14 protein-coding genes are annotated in these 15,792 nt (G+C 52.3%); 12 read left to right on the top strand and 2 right to left on the bottom strand.

Features of this window, described 5'->3' with window-relative positions:
* Positions 1-191 precede the first annotated feature (191 nt).
* Positions 192-2,213 carry a DNA helicase Rep gene (gene rep, locus ACK8NJ_RS23410; RefSeq protein ID WP_001238867.1) on the top strand — a complete coding sequence of 674 codons (2,022 nt, stop codon included), beginning with the start codon at positions 192-194 and terminating at the stop codon, positions 2,211-2,213.
* A 46-nt stretch (positions 2,214-2,259) separates the two neighbouring features.
* Here rep and gppA read toward each other — a convergent pair whose 3' ends face one another.
* Together gppA and rhlB are read right to left on the bottom strand one after the other, a co-directional pair.
* Positions 2,260-3,744, bottom strand: coding sequence for a guanosine-5'-triphosphate,3'-diphosphate diphosphatase (gppA, locus tag ACK8NJ_RS23405; protein ID WP_096990195.1), 1,485 nt, complete (start codon positions 3,742-3,744; stop codon positions 2,260-2,262).
* A 135-nt stretch (positions 3,745-3,879) separates the two neighbouring features.
* Entirely contained in the window at positions 3,880-5,145 is a 1,266-nt protein-coding gene (gene rhlB / locus ACK8NJ_RS23400) for an ATP-dependent RNA helicase RhlB (RefSeq protein ID WP_000047499.1), read from the bottom strand.
* A 130-nt stretch (positions 5,146-5,275) separates the two neighbouring features.
* On the opposite strand from rhlB, the gene trxA reads away from it, so the two are divergent.
* The 11 genes from trxA to rffA all read left to right on the top strand — a co-directional run bounded on the left by trxA (position 5,276) and on the right by rffA (position 15,791).
* On the top strand, positions 5,276-5,605 hold the full coding sequence (gene trxA, locus ACK8NJ_RS23395; RefSeq protein ID WP_001280776.1) for a thioredoxin TrxA: 330 nt from the start codon (positions 5,276-5,278) through the stop codon (positions 5,603-5,605).
* Positions 5,606-5,745: 140 nt separating this feature from the next.
* Positions 5,746-5,847, top strand: a complete 102-nt coding sequence (gene rhoL, locus ACK8NJ_RS23390; RefSeq protein WP_001295255.1) for a rho operon leader peptide RhoL — start codon at positions 5,746-5,748, stop codon at positions 5,845-5,847.
* A gap of 84 nt (positions 5,848-5,931) precedes the next feature.
* A complete protein-coding gene (gene rho, locus ACK8NJ_RS23385) occupies positions 5,932-7,191 on the top strand; it encodes a transcription termination factor Rho (RefSeq protein ID WP_001054527.1) in 1,260 nt (419 codons plus the stop codon).
* 239 nt (positions 7,192-7,430) lie between these two features.
* Positions 7,431-8,534, top strand: coding sequence for a UDP-N-acetylglucosamine--undecaprenyl-phosphate N-acetylglucosaminephosphotransferase (wecA, locus tag ACK8NJ_RS23380; protein WP_001050960.1), 1,104 nt, complete (start codon positions 7,431-7,433; stop codon positions 8,532-8,534).
* A gap of 11 nt (positions 8,535-8,545) precedes the next feature.
* Positions 8,546-9,592, top strand: coding sequence for an ECA polysaccharide chain length modulation protein (wzzE, locus tag ACK8NJ_RS23375; RefSeq protein WP_001295256.1), 1,047 nt, complete (start codon positions 8,546-8,548; stop codon positions 9,590-9,592).
* Positions 9,593-9,647: 55 nt separating this feature from the next.
* Complete coding sequence (gene wecB, locus ACK8NJ_RS23370; protein ID WP_001306792.1) at positions 9,648-10,778, top strand: non-hydrolyzing UDP-N-acetylglucosamine 2-epimerase; 1,131 nt, start codon at positions 9,648-9,650, stop codon at positions 10,776-10,778.
* Complete coding sequence (gene wecC, locus ACK8NJ_RS23365) at positions 10,775-12,037, top strand: UDP-N-acetyl-D-mannosamine dehydrogenase (protein ID WP_000006621.1); 1,263 nt, start codon at positions 10,775-10,777, stop codon at positions 12,035-12,037. The genes wecB and wecC overlap by 4 nt, the downstream gene beginning before the upstream one ends.
* Positions 12,037-13,104 (top strand): dTDP-glucose 4,6-dehydratase, encoded by a 1,068-nt coding sequence (gene rffG, locus ACK8NJ_RS23360; protein WP_001226617.1) that lies wholly within the window; start codon positions 12,037-12,039, stop codon positions 13,102-13,104. Before wecC ends, rffG begins: the two co-directional genes overlap by 1 nt.
* An 18-nt stretch (positions 13,105-13,122) precedes the next feature.
* Complete coding sequence (rfbA, locus tag ACK8NJ_RS23355; RefSeq protein ID WP_000676056.1) at positions 13,123-14,004, top strand: glucose-1-phosphate thymidylyltransferase RfbA; 882 nt, start codon at positions 13,123-13,125, stop codon at positions 14,002-14,004.
* A complete protein-coding gene (gene rffC / locus ACK8NJ_RS23350; RefSeq protein WP_001145169.1) occupies positions 13,982-14,656 on the top strand; it encodes a dTDP-4-amino-4,6-dideoxy-D-galactose acyltransferase in 675 nt (224 codons plus the stop codon). The genes rfbA and rffC overlap by 23 nt, the downstream gene beginning before the upstream one ends.
* Positions 14,657-14,660: 4 nt before the next feature.
* Positions 14,661-15,791: a dTDP-4-amino-4,6-dideoxygalactose transaminase gene (rffA, locus tag ACK8NJ_RS23345; RefSeq protein ID WP_411962003.1), complete on the top strand. Its 1,131-nt coding sequence runs from the start codon at positions 14,661-14,663 to the stop codon at positions 15,789-15,791.
* The last annotated feature ends 1 nt before the right edge of the window (position 15,792 follow it).

Here is a 15,792-nt window from a genome sequence, read left to right as displayed (position 1 = left end):
GAAAAAGTAATAACACAACGTTACGACCCGATATTTTCTAAGTCTAATGGATTCATGATGAACTCCGGTTTCGGCCTTCCCTCTCTGATTTAAACATCCGCAGCCATCCGGTTAGCGGTTTTCACTCGGTCACATTCAAATGCGATTCTGCTACAATCCTCCCCCCCGTTCGAAGATTGAGCAATACACCTATGCGTCTAAACCCCGGCCAACAACAAGCTGTCGAATTCGTTACCGGCCCCTGCCTGGTGCTGGCGGGCGCGGGTTCCGGTAAAACTCGTGTTATCACCAATAAAATCGCCCATCTGATCCGCGGTTGCGGTTATCAGGCGCGACATATCGCGGCGGTGACCTTTACCAATAAGGCGGCGCGCGAGATGAAAGAGCGTGTCGGGCAGACGCTGGGGCGTAAAGAGGCGCGTGGGCTGATGATCTCCACCTTTCACACGCTGGGGCTGGATATCATTAAGCGTGAGTACGCGGCGTTGGGGATGAAAGCGAACTTTTCGCTGTTTGATGACACCGATCAGCTGGCGTTGCTTAAAGAGCTGACCGAGGGGCTGATTGAAGATGACAAAGTTCTCCTGCAACAGCTGATTTCGACCATCTCCAACTGGAAGAACGATCTCAAAACTCCGGCGCAGGCGGCGGCAGAGGCAAAGGGCGAGCGGGATCGTATTTTTGCCCATTGTTATGGGCTGTATGATGCACACCTGAAAGCCTGTAACGTTCTCGACTTCGATGACCTGATTTTATTGCCGACGTTACTGTTGCAACGCAATGAAGAAGTTCGTGAACGCTGGCAGAACAAAATTCGCTACCTGCTGGTGGACGAATATCAGGACACCAACACCAGCCAGTATGAGCTGGTGAAACTGCTGGTGGGCAGCCGCGCGCGCTTTACCGTAGTTGGCGATGACGATCAGTCGATCTACTCCTGGCGCGGTGCACGTCCTCAAAACCTGGTGCTGTTGAGTCAGGATTTCCCGGCACTGAAGGTGATTAAGCTTGAGCAGAACTACCGCTCTTCCGGACGTATTCTGAAAGCGGCGAACATCCTGATCGCCAATAACCCGCACGTCTTTGAAAAGCGTCTGTTCTCCGAACTGGGCTATGGCGCGGAGCTAAAAGTTTTAAGCGCGAATAACGAAGAACATGAAGCCGAGAGAGTCACCGGCGAGCTGATCGCCCATCACTTCGTCAATAAAACGCAGTACAAAGATTACGCCATTCTTTATCGCGGCAACCATCAGTCGCGGGTGTTTGAAAAATTCCTGATGCAAAACCGCATCCCGTACAAAATTTCTGGTGGTACGTCGTTTTTCTCTCGTCCTGAAATCAAGGATTTGCTGGCTTATCTGCGCGTGCTGACTAACCCGGACGATGACAGCGCATTCCTGCGTATCGTTAACACGCCGAAGCGAGAGATTGGCCCGGCTACGCTGAAAAAGCTGGGTGAGTGGGCGATGACGCGCAATAAAAGCATGTTTACCGCCAGCTTTGATATGGGCCTGAGTCAGACCCTGAGCGGACGTGGTTATGAAGCATTGACCCGCTTCACTCACTGGTTGGCAGAAATCCAGCGTCTGGCGGAGCGGGAGCCGATTGCCGCGGTGCGCGATCTGATCCACGGCATGGATTATGAATCCTGGCTGTACGAAACATCGCCCAGCCCGAAAGCTGCCGAAATGCGCATGAAGAACGTCAACCAACTGTTTAGCTGGATGACGGAGATGCTGGAAGGCAGCGAACTGGATGAGCCGATGACGCTCACCCAGGTGGTGACGCGCTTTACTTTGCGCGACATGATGGAGCGCGGCGAGAGCGAGGAAGAGCTGGATCAGGTACAACTGATGACTCTGCACGCGTCGAAAGGGCTGGAGTTTCCTTATGTCTACATGGTCGGTATGGAAGAGGGGTTTTTGCCGCACCAGAGTAGCATCGATGAAGATAATATCGATGAGGAGCGGCGGCTGGCCTATGTCGGCATTACTCGCGCCCAGAAGGAATTGACCTTTACGCTGTGTAAAGAACGCCGTCAGTACGGCGAACTGGTGCGCCCGGAGCCGAGCCGCTTCCTGCTGGAGCTGCCGCAGGATGATCTGATTTGGGAACAGGAGCGCAAAGTGGTCAGCGCCGAAGAACGGATGCAGAAAGGGCAAAGCCATCTGGCGAATCTGAAAGCGATGATGGCGGCAAAACGAGGGAAATAATCAAGGCCGGAAAAAATGCGTCAGCATCGCATCCGGCACTTACTCATTAATGCACTTCCAGTGGCCAGTGGACATAGCTCTGCCACTGGCTTTCCTGATCAATAATCTCTTTACCCAGCGGATGTTGGGTTAGCCAACCTTGCGGAAGCGTCAAGGTCAACAGTTCATGGTTAGCCTGTAATGTCATCTCTGGCACGAGATCGTCACGACGACGGCTGGCAAAAATGATGGCCAGGCGGAGTAAACGGCAGAGTTGTTCTGCGACGCGCGGCGGTACGGCATTTTGCTGATGCAGCGATGAGAGATCGACCGGATTCGTCTGGTTGAGCAGTAGCGTCGCCAGCAGTTTTTTCTGTGCGGGGGTAAAACCGGGAAGATCCAGATTACGTACCAGATAAGCAGCGTGTTGCGGCGCTTGTTTGAAGTCAACGCTCAGGCCGATTTCATGAAGCTGGCAGGCGCTGATGAGCAAATCGCGGCTTATTGCTTCAAGATGCCATTCGTTTTTCACCTGATCGAAGAAGTTAGCCGCAACTTTGGCTACGCGCTGTGCCTGATCAATATCGATCATAAAGCGGCGCTGAATATTACGCAGCGTACGGCTGCGAATATCCTGCTCGACGGTCAGATGCAACATGCCGTAGACCAGGCCTTCACGCAGCGCACCACCTGCCAGGGTCATACACTGAATATTCAGTTCGGTAAAAATGGCTATCAGGATTGCCAGACCACTCGGGAACACTAACGCACGTTCCAGCGTCAGCCCGTCAATCTCCAGTTCCTCCAGCCGACCGCAATGAATGGCTCGCTGTTTCAGTTGCTGCAACTTTTCCAGGGTAATGCGTTCATCCATCCCCTGTGCCATCATGATTTCCTGTAACGCCTGCACGGTGCCGGAAGCGCCAACGCACACTTTCCAGCCGTGATACCGTAATTCATCGGCAACCGGACGTAACACTTCGCGTGCCGCTTTTTCTGCAGCATCAAAATTTTCCTGCGCCAGATTACGATCGGCAAAATAGCGTTCCAGCCAGGTGACGCAGCCCATCGACAGGCTGAACAACGAGGTGGTTTGTGCACCCGTGCCGGTTACCAGTTCAGTACTGGCACCGCCTATATCCACCACCAGGCGCTGATCGGCACCGCCAGTTGTGTGAGCAACGCCCTGATAAATCAGACGTGCTTCCTCTTCACCGCTGATGACTTGTACCGGGCAGCCGAGGATTTCCTGTGCTTTGGCAATAAAATCACCCGCATTGACGGCAAGTCGTAATGTCGCCGTAGCGACAACGCGAATTTGCGAGGGAGGGATATCTTGCAGACGTTCAGCAAACAGGCGCAGACATTGCCAACCGCGCTCCATTGCTTCATTAGAGAGGGCATTTTCGCTATTCAGGCCAGCAGCCAGACGCACTTTGCGTTTAATTCGCGTCAGCGTCTGGATGCTTCCAGCCACCTCGCGCACAACCAGCATATGAAAACTATTCGAACCGAGATCAATGGCTGCATACAGCGACGAGGTGGAACCCATACTCTTCATCCTTCAATCTGTCTCTGTGTTGGCTGCATTCTTTCACCTGAATCACTTACTACAGTAAGCTCATCGGGGTTCATTCTCTGGCCATCTTGATACAGTTTGAATGATTTTGAGTATGACATTTTTTATTTAACCTGAACGACGACGATTACGCGGAGCGCCAGTACGACGCGGACCATTGCCTGTGCGCGGGCGCGTGAGGCGCAGCGGTTTTGGCAGATCGGTCATCAATGCGTCCGGATTGTATTTGCTTACCGGAATTGAGTGACCAATATAGGTCTCAATAGCAGGCAAATTCAATGCATACTCTTCACACGCCAGGCTAATAGAGTGACCGCTTGCGCCTGCGCGACCTGTACGACCAATACGGTGAACGTAATCTTCACAGTCATCGGGTAAATCGTAGTTAAAGACGTGTGTCACAGCCGGGATATGCAAACCACGCGCGGCAACGTCGGTGGCAACCAGAATATCCAGATCCCCACGGGTAAATTCATCAAGAATACGCAGACGTTTTTTCTGCGCGACATCGCCTGTCAACAAACCGACACGATGACCATCTGCCGCCAGGTGGCCCCAGATCTCTTCACAACGGTGTTTGGTGTTGGCGAAAATAATCGCTCTGTCTGGCCACTCTTCTTCGATCAGCGTTTGCAGCAAACGCATTTTTTCTTCGTTAGAAGGGTAGAAAAGCTCTTCTTTAATACGGTGGCCCGTTTTCTGTTCCGGTTCCACTTCAATATATTCGGCATTGTTCATCTGCTCGAACGCCAGTTCACGTACCCGGTACGAAAGCGTGGCGGAGAACAGCATGTTGAGGCGCTGGTTTGCAGGCGGCATACGGCGGAACAGCCAGCGGATATCTTTAATAAAGCCCAGATCGTACATACGATCGGCTTCGTCCAGTACCACTACCTGAATGGCACCGAGGTTAATGTGGTTCTGCTTGGCGTAGTCAATTAAACGCCCCGTGGTGCCAATCAGAATGTCAACGCCGCTTTCCAGCACTTTCAGCTGTTTGTCGTAGCCATCACCACCGTAAGCCAGACCCAGCTTCAGGCCGGTAGCTTCCGCCAGCGGTTCCGCGTCGGCGTGGATCTGCACGGCAAGTTCACGCGTCGGTGCCATAATTAAGGCACGCGGTTGATTCACCTTGCGATCGGCAATCGCGGGATGAGAGAGAAGATAATGAAACGTTGACGTAAGAAACGCCATCGTTTTCCCGGTACCGGTTTGCGCCTGCCCGGCTACGTCACGACCCGCCAGCGTCAGCGGAAGGGCCAGTGCCTGAATGGGCGTACAGTTATGAAACCCTTTTTTTTCAAGGGCTTCTACAACCTTCGGATGCAGGGCGAAGTCGGAAAACTTCTGTTCTGTTAAATGTGTTTTGCTCATAGTGTGGTAGAATATCAGCTTACTATTGCTTTACGAAAGCGTATCCGGTGAAATAAAGTCAACCTTTAGTTGGTTAATGTTACACCAACAACGAAACCAACACGCCAGGCTTATTCCTGTGGAGTTATATATGAGCGATAAAATTATTCACCTGACTGACGACAGTTTTGACACGGATGTACTCAAAGCGGACGGGGCGATCCTCGTCGATTTCTGGGCAGAGTGGTGCGGTCCGTGCAAAATGATCGCCCCGATTCTGGATGAAATCGCTGACGAATATCAGGGCAAACTGACCGTTGCAAAACTGAACATCGATCAAAACCCTGGCACTGCGCCGAAATATGGCATCCGTGGTATCCCGACTCTGCTGCTGTTCAAAAACGGTGAAGTGGCGGCAACCAAAGTGGGCGCACTGTCTAAAGGTCAGTTGAAAGAGTTCCTCGACGCTAACCTGGCGTAAGGGAATTTCATGTTCGGGTGCCCCGTCGCTAAAAACTGGACGCCCGGCGTGAGTCATGCTAACTTAGTGTTGACTTCGTATTAAACATACCTTATTAAGTTTGAATCTTGTAATTTCCAACGCTTCCCATTTTATCTTAAATGCGAAGTGAACAGATTTCTGGCTCGTCACTCAATCCGTCTTGTCGTTTCAGTTCTGCGTACTCTCCTGTGACCAGACAGCGAAAAGACATGAGTCGATGACCGTAAACAGGCATGGATGATCCTGCCATACCATTCACAACATTAAGTTCGAGATTTACCCCAAGTTTAAGAACTCACACCACTATGAATCTTACCGAATTAAAGAATACGCCGGTTTCTGAGCTGATCACTCTCGGCGAAAATATGGGGCTGGAAAACCTGGCTCGTATGCGTAAGCAGGACATTATTTTTGCCATCCTGAAGCAGCACGCAAAGAGTGGCGAAGATATCTTTGGTGATGGTGTACTGGAGATATTGCAGGATGGATTTGGTTTCCTCCGTTCCGCAGACAGCTCCTACCTCGCCGGTCCTGATGACATCTACGTTTCCCCTAGCCAAATCCGCCGTTTCAACCTCCGCACTGGTGATACCATCTCTGGTAAGATTCGCCCGCCGAAAGAAGGTGAACGCTATTTTGCGCTGCTGAAAGTTAACGAAGTTAACTTCGACAAACCTGAAAACGCCCGCAACAAAATCCTCTTTGAGAACTTAACCCCGCTGCACGCAAACTCTCGTCTGCGTATGGAACGTGGTAACGGTTCTACGGAAGATTTAACCGCTCGCGTACTGGATCTGGCATCACCTATCGGTCGTGGTCAGCGTGGTCTGATTGTGGCACCGCCGAAAGCCGGTAAAACCATGCTGCTGCAGAACATTGCTCAGAGCATTGCTTACAACCACCCGGATTGTGTGCTGATGGTTCTGCTGATCGACGAACGTCCGGAAGAAGTAACCGAGATGCAGCGTCTGGTAAAAGGTGAAGTTGTTGCTTCCACCTTTGATGAGCCCGCATCTCGCCACGTTCAGGTTGCGGAAATGGTGATCGAGAAGGCGAAACGCCTTGTTGAGCACAAGAAAGACGTTATCATTCTGCTCGACTCCATCACTCGTCTGGCGCGCGCTTACAACACCGTTGTTCCGGCGTCAGGTAAAGTGTTGACCGGTGGTGTGGATGCCAATGCTCTGCATCGTCCGAAACGCTTCTTTGGTGCGGCGCGTAACGTGGAAGAGGGCGGCAGCCTGACCATTATCGCGACGGCGCTTATCGATACTGGTTCTAAAATGGACGAAGTTATCTACGAAGAGTTTAAAGGTACAGGCAACATGGAACTGCACCTCTCTCGTAAGATCGCTGAAAAACGCGTCTTCCCGGCTATCGACTACAACCGTTCCGGTACCCGTAAAGAAGAACTGCTCACTACTCAGGAAGAACTGCAGAAAATGTGGATCCTGCGCAAAATCATTCACCCGATGGGCGAAATCGATGCAATGGAATTCCTCATTAATAAACTGGCCATGACCAAGACCAATGACGATTTCTTCGAAATGATGAAACGCTCATAAATTTGTCTTATGCCAAAAACGCCACGTGTTTACGTGGCGTTTTGCTTTTATATCTGTAATCTTAATGCCGCGCTGGCGATGTTAGGAAAATTCCTGGAATTTGCTGGCGTGTTATGCAATTTGCATATCAAATGGTTAATTTTTGCACAGGACTGGTGGGTTCGGAACGGACTTTCCCTTCTGAATAAAGGTCTTCGTGGTTATACTTCTGCTAATAATTTTCTCTGAGAGCATGCATTGTGAATTTACTGACAGTGAGTACTGATCTCATCAGTATTTTTTTATTCACGACACTGTTTCTGTTTTTTGCCCGTAAGGTGGCAAAAAAAGTCGGTTTAGTGGATAAACCTAACTTCCGCAAACGTCACCAGGGATTGATACCTCTCGTTGGGGGGATTTCGGTTTACGCAGGGATTTGCTTCACGTTCGGAATTGTCGATTACTATATTCCGCATGCATCTCTCTATCTCGCTTGTGCCGGTGTGCTTGTTTTCATTGGCGCGCTGGATGACCGTTTTGATATCAGCGTAAAAATCCGTGCCACCATACAGGCCGCTGTTGGCATTGTTATGATGGTGTTCGGCAAGCTTTATCTCAGTAGCCTGGGTTATATCTTTGGCTCCTGGGAGATGGTGCTCGGACCGTTTGGCTACTTCCTGACGCTATTTGCCGTCTGGGCGGCCATTAATGCGTTCAACATGGTTGATGGCATTGATGGCTTGCTGGGCGGGCTGTCCTGCGTCTCGTTTGCAGCAATCGGTATGATTTTGTGGTTCGACGGGCAAACCAGCCTTGCAATCTGGTGTTTTGCGATGATAGCCGCCATCCTGCCATACATCATGCTTAACCTTGGTATCCTGGGTCGCCGCTACAAAGTCTTTATGGGTGATGCGGGCAGTACGCTGATTGGTTTTACCGTTATCTGGATCCTGCTCGAAACGACCCAAGGCAAAACCCATCCCATCAGCCCGGTTACCGCTTTGTGGATAATCGCCATTCCGCTAATGGATATGGTGGCGATTATGTACCGTCGCCTGCGTAAAGGCATGAGCCCATTCTCTCCTGACCGGCAGCATATTCACCATTTGATCATGCGTGCCGGGTTTACTTCCCGCCAGGCGTTTGTGCTGATTACCCTTGCCGCAGCACTGCTCGCTTCCATTGGCGTGCTGGCAGAATATTCTCATTTTGTCCCGGAGTGGGTCATGCTGGTGCTCTTTTTGCTAGCATTCTTCCTCTATGGATATTGCATTAAGCGTGCCTGGAAAGTTGCTCGCTTTATTAAGCGCGTAAAACGCAGACTGCGTAGAAATCGTGGTGGCAGCCCCAATTTAACCAAATAAATGAGGATGTGATGACACAACCAATGCCTGGGAAACCGGCCGAAGACGCTGAAAATGAACTGGATATTCGTGGGTTGTTTCGTACCTTGTGGGCTGGGAAGCTGTGGATTATTGGCATGGGGCTGGCGTTTGCGTTAATCGCGCTGGCGTATACTTTTTTTGCTCGTCAGGAGTGGAGCTCGACGGCGATTACCGATCGTCCAACGGTGAATATGCTGGGGGGATATTACTCACAGCAGCAATTTTTGCGTAACCTGGATGTCCGTTCAAACATGGCTTCTGCCGACCAACCATCGGTCATGGACGAAGCCTATAAAGAGTTTGTTATGCAACTGGCCTCGTGGGATACCCGCAGAGAGTTCTGGCTGCAAACCGACTATTACAAGCAGCGGATGGTGGGCAACAGCAAAGCCGATGCGGCGTTGCTGGATGAAATGATTAACAACATCCAGTTTATCCCCGGAGACTTTACCCGCGCGGTCAATGACAGCGTGAAGCTGATTGCCGAAACCGCGCCTGACGCTAATAACCTGTTACGTCAGTATGTTGCTTTTGCCAGCCAGCGTGCAGCCAGCCATCTGAATGATGAGCTGAAAGGTGCATGGGCGGCGCGCACCATCCAGATGAAAGCTCAGGTGAAGCGTCAGGAAGAGGTGGCGAAAGCCATCTACGACCGCCGGATGAACAGTATTGAACAGGCGCTGAAAATTGCTGAGCAGCATAATATTTCGCGCAGTGCGACAGATGTGCCTGCCGAGGAATTGCCTGATTCAGAAATGTTCCTGCTTGGGCGTCCAATGCTCCAGGCTCGACTGGAAAATTTACAGGCCGTCGGTCCGGCCTTTGATCTCGACTATGATCAGAATCGGGCCATGTTAAACACCCTGAATGTTGGTCCAACCCTGGATCCGCGTTTTCAGACCTATCGCTATTTGCGTACGCCGGAAGAACCGGTAAAACGCGATAGCCCACGTCGTGCCTTCCTGATGATTATGTGGGGCATTGTCGGGGGGCTGATCGGGGCTGGTGTCGCATTAACCCGCCGTTGCTCGAAATAGCAACACTGCTGCGGTGAGCGCAAAGGCGCTCGCCGCTTATTCGAAGAGAATCGATGTGAAAGTACTGACTGTATTTGGTACGCGCCCGGAAGCCATCAAGATGGCTCCGTTGGTGCATGCGTTGGCAAAAGATCCTTTTTTTGAGGCTAAAGTTTGCGTCACTGCGCAGCATCGGGAGATGCTCGATCAGGTGCTGAAACTCTTTTCCATTGTACCTGACTACGATCTCAACATAATGCAGCCAGGACAGGGCCTGACAGAGATAACCTGTCGGATTCTGGAAGGGCTAAAACCTATTCTTGCCGAGTTCAAACCAGACGTCGTGCTGGTTCACGGCGATACTACGACGACGCTGGCAACCAGCCTGGCGGCGTTTTATCAGCGTATTCCTGTTGGTCACGTTGAGGCTGGTCTGCGCACGGGCGATCTCTATTCGCCGTGGCCGGAAGAGGCTAACCGTACATTGACCGGGCATCTGGCGATGTATCACTTCTCTCCAACCGAAACTTCCCGGCAAAACTTGCTGCGTGAAAATGTTGCTGACAGCCGAATCTTCATTACCGGTAATACAGTTATTGATGCACTGTTATGGGTGCGTGACCAGGTGATGAGCAGCGATACGCTGCGTTCAGAACTGGCGGCAAATTACCCGTTTATCGACCCCAATAAAAAAATGATTCTGGTGACCGGTCACAGGCGTGAGAGCTTCGGTCGTGGCTTTGAAGAAATCTGCCATGCGCTGGCAGACATTGCCACCACGCACCAGGACATCCAGATTGTCTATCCGGTGCATCTCAACCCGAACGTCAGAGAGCCGGTCAATCGCATTCTGGGGCATGTGAAAAATGTCATTCTGATCGATCCCCAGGAGTATTTACCGTTTGTCTGGCTGATGAACCACGCCTGGCTGATTTTGACCGACTCAGGCGGCATTCAGGAAGAAGCGCCTTCGCTGGGGAAACCGGTGCTGGTAATGCGCGATACCACTGAGCGTCCGGAAGCGGTGACGGCGGGTACGGTGCGTCTGGTAGGCACGGATAAGCAGCGAATTGTCGAGGAAGTGACGCGTCTTTTAAAAGACGAAAACGAATATCAAGCTATGAGCCGCGCCCATAACCCGTATGGTGATGGTCAGGCATGCTCTCGCATTCTGGAAGCGTTAAAAAATAATCGGATATCACTATGAGTTTTGCGACCATTTCTGTTATCGGACTGGGTTACATCGGGCTGCCTACAGCAGCTGCGTTTGCCTCTCGGCAAAAACAGGTGATTGGTGTCGATATCAACCAACATGCGGTTGATACCATCAATCGTGGCGAAATCCATATCGTCGAACCTGATTTGGCGAGCGTAGTAAAAACTGCCGTAGAAGGCGGTTTTTTACGAGCGAGCACGACGCCAGTTGAAGCGGATGCCTGGCTGATTGCTGTACCCACGCCGTTTAAAGGCGATCATGAGCCAGATATGACCTACGTTGAATCGGCTGCTCGCTCCATTGCGCCAGTGCTGAAAAAAGGTGCGCTGGTGATCCTTGAATCCACCTCGCCGGTGGGGTCAACCGAGAAGATGGCAGAATGGTTAGCAGAGATGCGTCCGGATCTCACTTTCCCACAGCAGGTGGGCGAGCAGGCGGACGTCAACATTGCTTACTGCCCGGAACGCGTGTTACCGGGCCAGGTTATGGTCGAGCTGATTAAAAACGATCGCGTGATTGGTGGTATGACGCCGGTTTGTTCGGCCCGCGCCAGCGAACTGTACAAAATTTTCCTCGAAGGTGAGTGTGTCGTCACTAACTCGCGGACGGCGGAAATGTGTAAGCTCACCGAAAACAGCTTCCGCGATGTGAATATCGCTTTTGCTAACGAACTGTCGCTGATTTGTGCCGATCAGGGAATTAACGTCTGGGAACTGATTCGCCTGGCGAATCGTCACCCTCGCGTTAATATTCTTCAGCCTGGTCCTGGCGTGGGCGGTCACTGCATCGCTGTTGATCCGTGGTTTATCGTGGCACAGAACCCGCAGCAGGCGCGGCTTATCCGTACCGCGCGCGAAGTGAACGATCACAAACCGTTCTGGGTTATCGATCAGGTGAAAGCGGCGGTTGCCGACTGCCTTGCTGCTACCGATAAACGCGCCAGTGAACTGAAAATCGCCTGCTTTGGTCTGGCGTTTAAACCGAATATTGATGACCTGCGCGAAAGCCCGGCGATGGAAATCGCTGAACTGATCGCCCAGTGGCATAGCGGCGAAACGCTGGTTGTTGAGCCTAACATCCACCAGTTGCCGAAAAAACTGACCGGGCTTTGTACTCTGGCGCAGCTTGACGAGGCGCTGGCAACGGCAGACGTGCTGGTGATGCTGGTCGATCATAGTCAGTTCAAAGTTATCAATGGCGACAATGTCCATCAGCAGTATGTCGTCGATGCCAAAGGAGTTTGGCGCTGATGAGAAAGATTCTGATAACAGGTGGTGCCGGGTTTATTGGCTCGGCGCTGGTGCGTTATATCATCAACGAAACGAGCGACGCGGTGGTAGTGGTCGATAAGCTGACCTACGCCGGAAATCTGATGTCGCTGGCACCGGTCGCGCAAAGCGAGCGCTTTGCCTTTGAGAAAGTTGATATCTGCGATCGGGCAGAACTGGCGCGCGTATTCACTGAGCATCAGCCAGACTGTGTCATGCATCTGGCAGCCGAAAGCCATGTTGACCGTTCTATTGACGGCCCGGCAGCGTTTGTTGAAACCAACATTGTCGGGACTTATACATTGCTTGAAGCGGCGCGGGCTTACTGGAATGCGCTGACGGAAGATAAAAAATCAGCGTTCCGTTTTCATCATATCTCCACCGACGAAGTATATGGTGACCTGCACTCGACGGATGATTTCTTCACCGAAACCACGCCGTATGCGCCGAGCAGCCCTTATTCCGCTTCAAAAGCCAGCAGCGACCATCTGGTACGCGCCTGGCTGCGGACCTATGGTCTGCCGACGCTTATCACCAACTGCTCGAATAACTACGGTCCTTACCACTTTCCGGAAAAACTGATCCCGCTGATGATCCTCAACGCGCTGGCGGGTAAACCGCTGCCGGTATATGGCAACGGGCAGCAAATCCGTGACTGGCTGTATGTTGAAGATCACGCCCGCGCGCTGTATTGCGTAGCGACCACCGGGAAAGTCGGTGAAACCTATAATATTGGTGGTCACAACGAGCGTAAGAATCTCGATGTTGTGGAAACCATTTGCGAGCTGCTGGAAGAACTGGCCCCGAACAAGCCGCACGGCGTGGTGCATTATCGTGACCTGATCACCTTTGTCGCTGACCGTCCGGGGCATGATCTGCGTTATGCCATTGATGCTTCGAAAATTGCCCGTGAACTTGGCTGGCTGCCGCAGGAAACCTTTGAAAGTGGAATGCGTAAAACGGTGCAGTGGTATCTGGCTAATGAAAGCTGGTGGAAGCAGGTGCAGGACGGCAGCTATCAGGGCGAGCGTTTAGGTCTGAAAGGCTAATTTTCAGCGGAGGCAAACATGAAAGGTATTATCCTGGCGGGCGGTTCCGGTACCCGATTGCATCCGATTACGCGCGGCGTATCGAAGCAACTGTTGCCGATTTACGATAAGCCAATGATTTACTATCCGCTGTCGGTGCTGATGCTGGCCGGTATCCGCGAAATTCTCATCATCACTACGCCGGAAGATAAAGGTTATTTCCAGCGCTTGCTGGGCGATGGTAGTGAGTTCGGTATCCAGCTGGAATACGCCGAACAGCCCAGTCCGGACGGTCTGGCGCAGGCCTTTATCATCGGTGAAACCTTCCTTAACGGTGAACCTTCTTGTCTGGTGCTGGGTGATAACATCTTCTTCGGTCAGGGCTTCAGTCCGAAGCTGCGTCATGTTGCGGCGCGCACGGAAGGGGCGACGGTATTTGGCTATCAGGTGATGGACCCGGAACGCTTTGGCGTCGTGGAGTTTGACGACAATTTCCGCGCTATCTCGCTGGAAGAAAAGCCAAAACAGCCGAAATCAAACTGGGCGGTGACCGGACTTTATTTCTACGACAGTAAAGTCGTGGAGTACGCAAAGCAGGTGAAGCCGTCGGAGCGTGGTGAACTGGAGATTACCTCCATCAACCAGATGTACCTCGAGGCGGGCAACCTGACCGTTGAACTGCTCGGGCGCGGATTTGCCTGGCTGGACACTGGCACTCACGACAGCCTGATTGAAGCCAGCACCTTTGTACAGACGGTGGAAAAACGCCAGGGCTTTAAGATTGCCTGCCTGGAAGAGATCGCCTGGCGTAACGGCTGGCTTGATGACGAAGGCGTGAAGCGCGCCGCCAGCTCGCTGGCGAAAACTGGCTACGGCCAATATCTGTTGGAGTTACTTCGTGCCCGTCCGCGCCAGTATTGAGCCACTAACCTGGGAAAACGCCTTCTTTGGTGTTAACAGCGCCATTGTGCGCATTAGTCCTGACGCGGCACTCCTGACGCCAGACGCGTTAGCGCCGTGGTCACGGGTGCAGGCCAAAATTACGGCATCAAATACGGGTGAACTGGATGCCCTGCAACAGCTGGGATTCTCCCTGGTAGAAGGTGAAGTTGATTTGGCGCTACCCGTGAACAATATCAGTGATAGCGGTGCAGTCGTGGCACAAGAGACCGATATTCCCGCATTACGTCAGTTAGCCAGCGCCGCATTTGCGCAAAGCCGTTTTCGTGCGCCATGGTATGCGCCTGACGCCAGCGGTCGCTTTTATGCACAGTGGATTGAAAATGCCGTGCGCGGCACCTTTGATCATCAATGTCTGATTTTACGTGCGGCGTCCGGCGATATTCGCGGCTATGTCTCTTTACGGGAACTCAATGCGACAGATGCGCGAATTGGCCTGCTGGCTGGACGAGGTGCAGGTGCTGAGCTGATGCAAACGGCGCTAAACTGGGCGTATGCTCGCGGTAAAACAACTTTGCGGGTGGCGACCCAAATGGGCAACACCGCCGCGCTAAAACGATACATACAAAGTGGTGCGAATGTAGAAAGCACCGCGTACTGGTTATACAGGTGATCACATGATTCCATTTAACGCACCGCCGGTGGTGGGAACCGAACTCGACTATATGCAGTCGGCAATGGGTAGTGGCAAACTGTGTGGCGATGGCGGTTTTACCCGTCGCTGCCAGCAGTGGCTGGAGCAACGTTTTGGCAGCGCCAAAGTGTTACTGACGCCATCCTGCACCGCTTCGCTGGAGATGGCGGCGCTGTTGCTCGATATCCAGCCTGGCGATGAAGTGATCATGCCGAGCTACACCTTTGTCTCCACCGCCAATGCCTTTGTGCTGCGTGGCGCGAAAATCGTCTTTGTGGATGTTCGCCCGGACACCATGAACATCGACGAAACGTTGATTGAAGCAGCGATCACCGACAAAACGCGCGTTATCGTGCCGGTCCATTACGCAGGTGTGGCCTGCGAAATGGACACCATTATGGCGTTGGCGAAAAAGCATAATCTGTTTGTGGTGGAAGATGCCGCTCAGGGCGTGATGTCCACTTACAAAGGGCGTGCGCTTGGAACCATTGGTCATATTGGCTGCTTTAGCTTCCATGAAACCAAAAACTACACGGCGGGTGGTGAAGGCGGCGCGACGCTGATTAACGATAAAGCGTTGATCGAACGAGCCGAGATCATCCGTGAAAAAGGCACAAACCGCAGCCAGTTCTTCCGTGGTCAGGTCGATAAATATACCTGGCGCGATATCGGCTCCAGCTATTTGATGTCCGATCTGCAAGCTGCGTACCTGTGGGCGCAACTGGAAGCAGCAGATCGTATCAATCAGCAACGTCTGGGGCTGTGGCAAAACTACTACGATGCGTTAGCACCTCTGGCGAAAGCCGGGCGTATCGAGCTGCCGTCGATTCCCGATGGCTGCGTGCAGAACGCGCATATGTTCTACATTAAACTGCGGGATATTGATGACCGGAGCGCGTTGATTAACTTTCTGAAAGAAGCGGAAATCATGGCGGTGTTCCATTACATTCCGCTGCACGGTTGCCCTGCGGGGGAACGCTTTGGTGAGTTCCACGGTGAAGATTGCTACACCACCAAAGAGAGCGAGCGCCTGCTGCGCCTGCCGCTGTTCTACAACCTGTCGCCCGTCAATCAGCGTACGGTAATTGCGACTTTGTTGAACTACTTCTCCTGAT

It is taken from the genome of Escherichia sp. F1, assembly GCF_046764225.1.
GTDB classification, from domain to species: domain Bacteria; phylum Pseudomonadota; class Gammaproteobacteria; order Enterobacterales; family Enterobacteriaceae; genus Escherichia; species Escherichia coli.
Note: the sequence above shows the minus strand (reverse complement) of the source record. Positions and strands in the feature narration are given on the sequence as shown.